This is a genomic window from Proteus mirabilis ATCC 29906 (assembly GCF_000160755.1).
Taxonomy (GTDB): domain Bacteria; phylum Pseudomonadota; class Gammaproteobacteria; order Enterobacterales; family Enterobacteriaceae; genus Proteus; species Proteus mirabilis.
Window position 1 is genome coordinate 37,959 of record NZ_GG668580.1, and the last position, 8,771, is coordinate 46,729.

Consider the following 8,771-nt stretch of genomic DNA (forward strand, 5'->3'; position numbering starts at 1 on the left):
CGTTTCGCATATTTCAGGATATTTTTCAGTTCGACGTAGGATAGTTGAATCATGAACACCTAACGTTCTAGCCACGGCAGACTGAGTTTTATTTCTCAATGCTTGTAATGCTGAAGCTATTAGGTGGTTAGAGATAAATTGATTGAATTGTTTGCGTGTATTTGCGCATTCCATTGTTTAAAGTCCTTATGAGTTAACTAAGGGACAATAATGATCCGTGACTCATTCCGTATGAGTTGATATTGGGGGAAGAGTTGTCGCTTTATCAGCGACTCCGTAGCAGTCAAGAACCCTGCGATTGTTAAAGAACGTGGTGAAATCAAGCAACTTTAGGTGGAAACAAGTCATCAATTGTGACTTTCACACCTTTTTTATTAAAGAAATCAACGAGCTTTCTACAAACATCTAAGTCAGCCTTACGTCTACCGTTTTCATAATGACTGACATTTCCTTTTGTACATCCAAGCTCTTTTGCTAAGTCGTTTTGGGTGATTCCCAATTTTTTTCTATAGCGACTTATGTTGTTCATCAGAACCTCCTTATTACAATGATGCTAGTATACATAAAGTATCCTATAACTCAACATAAAAGTATACATTTTGTGTGTCAACATGTTTGTATACATAACGTATAATGCTGGTATGAAAATGAAATGGTACGAACTAGCCAAATCCTTAATGAAGGAAAAAGGCATTACTTATGATGATTTAGCTGAGCGCTTTTCGGTTTCGAAAGGTGCCGTTGGTCATTGGATGACCGGCAAAAGAGAGCCATCTCTGCATGATATAGCGGGAATACTGGCGTTTGTTGGCGTGAATAATGCAGTTATTAATTCAGATGGTTCGATTAGCATCGAAAAAGAAGATATTAATCATCAACCACCAATTTACCAATACCCTCTATTCACGAAGGTACAGGCTGGCGCTTTCTCAACAGAATTTAACTCATATACTCAGAAAGATGCTGTGTCGTGGATACCTACAGCTAAGAAAGCCAGTGAGCGCGCTTTTTGGTTAGAGGTTGAAGGCCAATCAATGACAGCGCCACCAGGAGGAAAGCCAAGTTTTCCTGAAGGAATGCTTATCTTGGTTGATCCAGAGGAAGAAGTTGAGTTCGGAGATTTTTGCGTCGCGCGTTTACTGAATGATGAATTCACATTCAAACGATTGATTAGAGATGGTGGAATTGAGTATCTAGAGCCATTAAACCCTCGCTTCGATCTGATCCCTATTAACGGGAATTGCACAATCATAGGTAAGGTAATCAAATCACAATGGCCTGACGACACGTTTTAGGAGGAAATATGGCGTTTAGCAATATTGAGATAGCAAATATTAGACGGTGTATGGAATTTTTCATGGAAAAGCGTCGCCCAGCAGAACACCTAAGGGATGAATTAGATTTACAGTATCGCATCGAGGACGACTCAGTAATTATCTTTGAAATTAGGCAACTAATATGGAGTGATGGCAGAGTAGAAGAACCTATAGCAAAAATCACACATAATAGATATTCGAATTCATGGTCTCTGCTTTGGATGGATAAAAATAGTAACTGGCACAACTACGATGAAATAATGCTAGGTAGTTTCTCTGACGCCATTAGGCTCGTTGAAGATGATGTGCGAGGCTGCTTCTTTGGATGACGACACGTTTTAGGGTGTGGGTATATCGCACAACAAAATACATCTAAATAGCTTAAGGTCGCAGAAATGCGGCCTTTTTTTAATTAATACAATTGACATCCAATCTATTTTTACTGGGTTCATGTACAGCAATAGTTTTCAGATTACCTAAATCAAAGATTCATTAAGATTAAGTCTTGCAAATCTTCACTAGTCTGGTTAGAATTCGATCTGCATCAATAACTTAGAGAGATTAGCATGAATAACCAAGAATTAAGCGTTCAAGCATTTAAGGATTTCCTTGAATCGCTTATGTCGCTGAACATAATGAAGGAGGCTACTGCTCGTAACTTGAAAAACTCATCTGCTCGCCTCCTAACGGTAGTTAAAGAAGAAGAGATGGGGGATGTAACTAAGCTTGATTTAAATGTTCTAGCAGAGCGCTACATCGAAATAACAGAGCCGAAACCTAACGATACCAGCATTAAAGCTTATAAAAGCCGTATGGAGAGCGCAATTAATAAATTCAAAGCTTTTCAGGCTAATGAGGATATTCCCTACAATCCTATTTCAAATCGCCAAGAAGAGGAAAAAGAATTGGCTAAAGAAGCGCCTGAAGTAGAGCCTAAGAATGACCAACCTTCATCTTATTCTCTACCCGTAGTTATTCGCCCTGAATCTGGAACAACAGTTACTATAAGCGGTATTCCGACAGACCTTACAAGCGAAGAAGCCGAACGCATCTCCTCAATTCTGAAGGTTTACGTTCGGCCTCAATAAAAATTTGAGCATAATCCCTTGCCGGGGATAACGCTCAGATCGGAGATGTCAGGACCCCACGACCGTACTTACTTAACACACAAGTACAATAGTGGATCTCCGACATTAAATCAAGTCCTCAGGGAAGCGTCCGCCTGAGGTGAGATGTAAAAATGGAATTAAAAACTATTAGTACCCCTGAATTACCTGCAGGATACCGTTGGTGTAAATGCAGATATAGAAAGACAAGAGCAAAGGCAGGAACACCTGATTCCGAGAGAAAAGTGTTAGATGCTCACGCCTATGGCTATAAGTGTTGGTCTTTTCCTGTCAGAACTAAGAAATAAATAACCCCAGCCCTCTCCGCGAGGGCTTTTTTGTACCCCCTCCCCTCCAAAGAAGTGATCTGAGTTCCAATCTGAGATTTATTTGAAAATAAATTATCTGAAAATACAGATAGTTGACTCATTTATTGTAAAAATGTCTACATTTAGTATTTACATGCGTCTACTTATCGTATACATTTAATCACATCAACGGAACACAGCACGTTGATGTTCTTTAACAACGATGATGACTAGCTGTGTATTAGTCATCAGAACGGTGACGCTGATAAAGCGTCAACCTTCTCAGAAGGTTTTAATGAGTGCAGGGTATTCACTCCCACCATAGAGAGATTTGCCCCGACATGGAAACTATCCCATGTATAAACAGAAATAACATGGTTTCGATCCCTGCGCTCACTAAAGCCAACTGTTTGGAGGATATATGGCAACTATTACAGTTAAAAAATCACGCAAGCCTGAGTTTTTACGCGGAGCATCTGCAAATAGACGTCACGCCAGACGGAAAGCAGAAGCTATTGCAAAAAAGAATATTGAATTGAAATTAGAATCAGTATTCCCTCAAGAGAAAAGACTTACATCAGTAGAAAAAACACTGTCATTAAGTCACATACCAGTTACTAGAAATATTGAACCTAAATTCAAACCATCGGTAGATAACTGTTGCTTACCTAATGTAGCAGTATTTTCAGGAGTTAAAACAAAACAGCCGAGCAGTGAGTTCGGGGTGACGGCGAGATAAATAGGAGAAGTAAGATGAAATTTGAAGATTTAACAGAAGCGTCTCAAGAATCGGCTCGTTCGGTTCTATCAACCTTGCTAGTTGATAGTTATCGACGCAATTTTAAATTAACTCGTGATGATATTTTGGAATTAGGTCATAGAGTTAGAAAGGCATTTGTGACCTTGGAGAGCGAAAAACCAAAACCTGAAATGTGTGGTAGTGGTTCTATTGGTTGTGACTTTAGTAGTAAACAAGCCCCGTCCATCTAATTCTTTCAGCTTCAGTTACAAGAACTTTAGCATTAGCTCTAACTGATTGGGCTACTTGGAAGGCTGTGCTACTTACGGCTTCAATATCATAATCTCCATTGCAGTAATATTCAGCATCAGGGAGATCGTATACTACACCATTATCACCAGTTATTTGCTTTGAAAATCCGTAGCTTTCCATTAAATCATATAGAGCCTGATAGTCTGAATAATTAGCATCAGGTAATTCTACTCTCACTATAAACATAGCCATTTAAATCATTCCTTATATTGACTGTGGAATAACCAATATATCAATTTTCCTTGACTGTGGAAAGTGAGGAACCACCTCGCCTGACGTGGTTAAAAGCAGGCGCAGTTAACTAATTACAGTCCATTCTGTGGGCTGTGGTGAGATAACTTTTTTAGACCAATAAACCAAAGGCGATAAATCGGTCTCGCCTAACAAAAAGCACCGTTTGAACCGGAGGATTTATGTAAGCTGGCTTGCTAGCCTGAGCGCATCAGGTAATTAACCTACCGCACCAACACCAGAGAAACCAAATAACAATCGCTATCGCAAGATTAGCGCAGATTTCGCACATCCAGAGGTAAGCATGAATATTGATAAATACAAATTACGTGTAGCCCAAAGTAAAGCTGGAATTGCTTTATTTCTCACGGACGAGGACGGATGGAGCGAAGCAAACGAAACATTAAAAACAGCATACGGAGTACAGCATGAACGCAAAGCAGAAACACATAAAACATCAGATATTCGCACTATTGCGAGAGTCTGAAATGACAAATGAGCAAATCGACGACTTAGTTTTTCAATGGAAAATGAAAGTGTCTATGGAGCGCACAAACCTCATTCAGCATGAAATTAACACACGCAAGGAGCGCGCGTTTACCTAAGGAGGCTCTATGTTAACGAATACATACGGACTCAGAAACGACTGGTACGAACGCCAAATGGAACGAGAAGCGTTTGTTAATTCTCAGGAAGATAAAATATCAGTTGATGAGGTTATGGATAGCCTGCCCGAAGAACTGTTATGTATGGATTTAGCAAGGAAGTTAAATCCTGTATTTGAAATTAGTCCCCAAGCACTGGATGCGGTTTTAGCCGGAATTAGAACAGCTATTCAGATCGGGATAGATAAAGAGGTTTTAGGATGAAGCCCGGTATCTATTACGACATTTCAAATGAGGACTATCACCATGGATTAGGGATCAGTAAATCTCAGTTGGATTTAATAAGCGAAATGCCAGCCGAATATATTTGGAGCAAGGAAGCTCCTGTTGATGAAGAAAAAATAAAGGCATTGGATTTCGGGACTGCTATCCATTGTCTTTTGTTAGAACCAGATGAATACAGTAAGCGATACAAGATAGGCCCTGATGTAAATCGTAGAACAAACGCAGGGAAGCAAGAGGAAAAGGAATTTCTCGAAATGTGTGAAAAGGAAGGTATCACACCTATTACTCATGACGATAACAGGAAGTTAATGCTCATGAGAGATAGTGCAATGGCGCACCCTATCGCAAGATGGTGCTTAGAAGCTAACGGAGTAGCTGAAAGTAGCATTTATTGGAATGATGAAGATACGGATATTCTTTGTCGTTGCAGGCCAGATAAACTCATTCAAGAGCACCACTGGATTATTGATGTAAAAAGCTCTGCCGATATTCAGCGATTCGATCGCTCCATGTACGAATATCGTTACCACGTACAGGACTCTTTTTATTCAGATGGATATAAATCATTAACAGGCGAAGCTCCTGTCTTTGTCTTTCTTGTTGTAAGCACGACTATCGACTGCGGTAGATACCCCGTTAGAGTTTTCAATTTAGACCAACAAGCAAAAGATATTGGTCGGACAACCTACAAACAAAATTTAAGAACGTATGCAGAATGCCTAAAAACGGACGAATGGGCAGGCATACGCACATTATCACTGCCCTACTGGGCTAAGGAATTAAGGGATGAGTAACCCACCATTAGCTCAAGCTGACTTGCAAAAAACACAAGGTACAAAGGTAAAAGAAAAAACCAAAGATCAGTTGTTGGTTGAGTGTATCAATAAACCAAGTATGAAAGCTCAGCTAGCAGCCGCACTTCCTCGTCATATGACGCCGGATAGAATGATCCGAATAGTGTCAACGGAAATCAGAAAAACACCAGAATTAGCCAACTGTGATATGCAAAGTTTTATCGGAGCTGTTGTGCAGTGTTCACAATTGGGATTGGAGCCGGGTAACGCACTTGGTCATGCATACCTGCTCCCGTTTGGAAATGGAAAATCCAAGTCAGGACAATCAAATGTGCAGTTAATTATTGGTTATCGAGGAATGATTGATCTAGCCCGTCGCTCAAATCAAATAATCAGCATTTCAGCCAGAACGGTAAGGCAAGGCGATAGTTTCCACTTTGAGTATGGACTGAATGAAAACTTAACGCACGTGCCGGGTGAAAATGAGGACTCACCAATTACACACGTTTACGCTGTCGCAAGGCTGAAAGATGGCGGTGTCCAGTTTGAAGTTATGACGCATAACCAAATTGAGAAAGTCAGAGCATCAAGCAAGGCTGGTCAAAATGGGCCTTGGGTTTCTCACTGGGAAGAAATGGCGAAGAAAACCGTTATCCGTCGTCTTTTTAAATACCTGCCTGTTTCTATCGAAATGCAGAAGGCGGTAATTCTTGATGAAAAAGCAGAGGCTAATGTCGATCAGGAAAACGCCTCAGTATTTGAAGGCGAGTTCGAAGAAGTTAGCCAAAGAGCCTAACTACCCTACCCGTTTAACCAAAGGATATAACCATGAAAAGTTTACACGGTCGTTGCATTCAGAGATGGAAGCAACGATTCAAGAGTGTTTGTGATTCTAAGGTTTCACCTTATTTCAGAAAACGCGACTTGAAAGGATTTTGTCGTGAATGTGGCGTTATTACTGCTGACATGATGATTCTAAACATGGCAGAGGGTAATGCTCACGTTGATTTTGATGGTAAACGCCATGGATGGTCACCTGAATTTTCAAAGTTCTTTGACGAGAACCGAGAGAAGTACATTACCGAAGCACGTTTGTTTCTCAACGAAGAAGCTACTAACGACGAAATAGATGACTTAATCGAAGAAGAAATCTCTAATTGGAATTAGGACTCAGTGCAAGGATGCAAACAGGAGATAGATATGACAGATAAACTCAAAGAAGAGATTAACGCACTTCAACAAGAAGTAGCTAGAGGTCACGTATATGAGTGGGAGTTACACAGACTAAATTTATTACTTTTAGTGATTGAGCATTACCTTTCAGAAAATAATTCCAAAGAGGCTCACTTGTGGGCGCAAAGCATATTCCAGTGGATTGACTCAGAGTTTTACGAAGAGATGAAAAGCAATACTGGAGATATTAACGCTTGGTTTAATAAACAAATGGAAGGCGCAGTAAGCACCGAGCGGGCGTTAAAAATAACTCGTGAGTTATATCCAGAAATTGAAAAGCTACGGACAGCTTAATTTAACTCGCAGGGATGCAATGAAGAGGAGTGAATATGAAAGAGCATGGAATTATTTTTAATGCAGAAATGGTGCGCGCTATTTTAGATGGGCGTAAAACTCAAACTCGTCGCATCGTTAAAAATGTAATACCTGATAATGGAATATGGCTAAAGAAACCGACCAAAACAAGAAGTGGCACAACTACACATATATTGGATGCTACAAAACATAATTTGTGCCCCCTAGGTAAAATTGGTGATCGCCTTTATGTTCGTGAGGCATTTAAAGCTGGAGTATGCACTGAATCAACAATTGCATATAAAGCTACACATAAACCATCTGATTTAGAAGAAGGATGGTATGAAGAAATTAAGTGGACGCCATCTATACACATGCCTCGTAAATATTCGCGCATTACGTTAGAAATCACCAACATTCGTGTTGAGCGACTGAATGATATCAGTAACGATGATGCTAAATCTGAAGGTTATTGGTATGGGCGTGGAGGTGGAGTTCCCGATAAGGCTATTACACCTAGCGATCAATTTCCTACTTTATAGGAAGAAATATATGGAGATGGAAGTTGGTCATCTAACCCGTGGGTATGGGTGATTGAGTTTAAATACATAAAGAAGTAAAGTCTTGAACACGGCAAATAAAAATATCAATTGGATTATGAAAAAAAGACAAAAAAGAGCTTATCGTAAACTATTCTCACACACATCATATGGTAAGTATGACATACATATGCTATCAGATGAATTACATAGAAGGAATAAGTATAATTTTTACTTTATATCATCAGCATCTCTCTCGCTAATTTCTGCTACTTTTTTTATAGGATTACTTAGTGTTAATACAGCTGCTGTTAGTTTGGCATCACATGTAGAAATAATTATATCTATGTTTTTTTTTGCAATTTCTCTTTCAGTAAACTCATTTTCACTATTCCAGTTATTTATATCGGCTAGCGATGAGATCGATAAGACTGAAATTCTAATAATATTTCAATACAGATTTTTTGCTATTATTAAATTAATATCATTTCTATCTCCTTTTTTCGGAATGATTTTTCTTATAGCGTATTTCAATGAGTACATATCTATAGTTTCTTTTATAATTTTCATTTTGTTATTTCATTACAATGGAAAAGTATCAAAAAGGGCAAAAAGAAAATCAAATAATATATTAAATAAATAATTCCCTGCACTAGCAGGGTTTTTTATACCTAAAATTCAGAGGATACAATGAAGCCAATACTTGATATGTGTTGTGGCTCTCGCATGTTTTATTTTGATAAACAAGACGACCGCGTTTTATTTAATGATATTAGAGCCGAAGAACATATTTTATGTGACGGGAGAATTTTAAATATAACACCAGATATTATTTCTGATTTTAAAAACCTTCCATTACCAGATAATACCTTTTATCAGGTGCTATTTGACCCTCCTCATTTAATTAGGGTTGGCAAAAATAGCTGGATGTTTAAAAAAATACGGTTCGTTAAATAAAGAATCATGGAGAGAAGATTTAAGTAAAGGGTTTAGTGAAGCATTTAGAGTA

At 38.8% G+C, this 8,771-nt stretch carries 14 protein-coding genes and 2 pseudogenes; 13 read left to right on the plus strand and 3 right to left on the minus strand.

The window, feature by feature from the left end; translation table 11 throughout:
- Both HMPREF0693_RS19585 and HMPREF0693_RS13370 read right to left on the minus strand, forming a co-directional pair.
- Nucleotides 1–174: pseudogene (locus HMPREF0693_RS19585) on the minus strand (helix-turn-helix domain-containing protein); the annotation flags it as partial.
- 145 nt (nt 175–319) lie between these two features.
- Nucleotides 320–529 carry a helix-turn-helix transcriptional regulator gene (locus HMPREF0693_RS13370; protein WP_004245989.1) on the minus strand — a complete coding sequence of 70 codons (210 nt, stop codon included), beginning with the start codon at nt 527–529 and terminating at the stop codon, nt 320–322.
- Nucleotides 530–611: 82 nt separating this feature from the next.
- Here HMPREF0693_RS13370 and HMPREF0693_RS13375 point away from each other — a divergent pair, with 82 nt between their 5' ends.
- The 5 genes from HMPREF0693_RS13375 (at nt 612) to HMPREF0693_RS13395 (ending at nt 3,720) form a co-directional block, all read left to right on the plus strand.
- Nucleotides 612–1,295, plus strand: coding sequence for a LexA family protein (locus HMPREF0693_RS13375; protein WP_004245990.1), 684 nt, complete (start codon nt 612–614; stop codon nt 1,293–1,295).
- A gap of 8 nt (nt 1,296–1,303) precedes the next feature.
- Nucleotides 1,304–1,645 (plus strand): DUF3024 domain-containing protein, encoded by a 342-nt coding sequence (locus tag HMPREF0693_RS13380; protein WP_004245991.1) that lies wholly within the window; start codon nt 1,304–1,306, stop codon nt 1,643–1,645.
- 237 nt (nt 1,646–1,882) lie between these two features.
- Nucleotides 1,883–2,404, plus strand: a complete 522-nt coding sequence (locus HMPREF0693_RS13385; protein ID WP_004245992.1) for a hypothetical protein — start codon at nt 1,883–1,885, stop codon at nt 2,402–2,404.
- Nucleotides 2,405–3,151: 747 nt separating this feature from the next.
- Nucleotides 3,152–3,469 carry a transcriptional antitermination N peptide gene (locus HMPREF0693_RS13390; protein WP_004245994.1) on the plus strand — a complete coding sequence of 106 codons (318 nt, stop codon included), beginning with the start codon at nt 3,152–3,154 and terminating at the stop codon, nt 3,467–3,469.
- A gap of 14 nt (nt 3,470–3,483) precedes the next feature.
- Nucleotides 3,484–3,720 carry a hypothetical protein gene (locus HMPREF0693_RS13395; RefSeq protein WP_004245995.1) on the plus strand — a complete coding sequence of 79 codons (237 nt, stop codon included), beginning with the start codon at nt 3,484–3,486 and terminating at the stop codon, nt 3,718–3,720.
- Here HMPREF0693_RS13395 and HMPREF0693_RS13400 read toward each other — a convergent pair.
- Complete coding sequence (locus HMPREF0693_RS13400; RefSeq protein WP_004245996.1) at nt 3,692–3,973, minus strand: hypothetical protein; 282 nt, start codon at nt 3,971–3,973, stop codon at nt 3,692–3,694. The two genes, HMPREF0693_RS13395 and HMPREF0693_RS13400, sit on opposite strands and share 29 nt — an antisense overlap.
- Before the next feature lie 343 nt (nt 3,974–4,316).
- Here HMPREF0693_RS13400 and kil point away from each other — a divergent pair, with 343 nt between their 5' ends.
- The 8 genes and pseudogenes from kil to HMPREF0693_RS13445 all read left to right on the plus strand — a co-directional run.
- Nucleotides 4,317–4,499 (plus strand): host cell division inhibitory peptide Kil, encoded by a 183-nt coding sequence (kil, locus tag HMPREF0693_RS13405; protein WP_004245997.1) that lies wholly within the window; start codon nt 4,317–4,319, stop codon nt 4,497–4,499.
- Between the two features lie 127 nt (nt 4,500–4,626).
- The gene (locus HMPREF0693_RS13410; protein WP_004245998.1) at nt 4,627–4,881 is read left to right on the plus strand and encodes a hypothetical protein; all 255 of its coding nucleotides are present in this window, start codon (nt 4,627–4,629) and stop codon (nt 4,879–4,881) included.
- On the plus strand, nt 4,878–5,696 hold the full coding sequence (locus tag HMPREF0693_RS13415) for a PD-(D/E)XK nuclease-like domain-containing protein (RefSeq protein WP_004246000.1): 819 nt from the start codon (nt 4,878–4,880) through the stop codon (nt 5,694–5,696). Before HMPREF0693_RS13410 ends, HMPREF0693_RS13415 begins: the two co-directional genes overlap by 4 nt.
- Nucleotides 5,689–6,492: a recombination protein RecT gene (gene recT / locus HMPREF0693_RS13420; RefSeq protein WP_004246002.1), complete on the plus strand. Its 804-nt coding sequence runs from the start codon at nt 5,689–5,691 to the stop codon at nt 6,490–6,492. The genes HMPREF0693_RS13415 and recT overlap by 8 nt, the downstream gene beginning before the upstream one ends.
- Nucleotides 6,493–6,524: 32 nt before the next feature.
- Nucleotides 6,525–6,863, plus strand: a complete 339-nt coding sequence (locus HMPREF0693_RS13425) for a hypothetical protein (RefSeq protein WP_004246003.1) — start codon at nt 6,525–6,527, stop codon at nt 6,861–6,863.
- Between the two features lie 33 nt (nt 6,864–6,896).
- The gene (locus HMPREF0693_RS13430) at nt 6,897–7,223 is read left to right on the plus strand and encodes a hypothetical protein (protein ID WP_036932464.1); all 327 of its coding nucleotides are present in this window, start codon (nt 6,897–6,899) and stop codon (nt 7,221–7,223) included.
- A gap of 35 nt (nt 7,224–7,258) precedes the next feature.
- On the plus strand, nt 7,259–7,765 hold the full coding sequence (locus HMPREF0693_RS13435) for a hypothetical protein (RefSeq protein WP_004246005.1): 507 nt from the start codon (nt 7,259–7,261) through the stop codon (nt 7,763–7,765).
- Between the two features lie 687 nt (nt 7,766–8,452).
- Nucleotides 8,453–8,771, plus strand: a pseudogene (locus HMPREF0693_RS13445) (SAM-dependent methyltransferase); the annotation flags it as partial.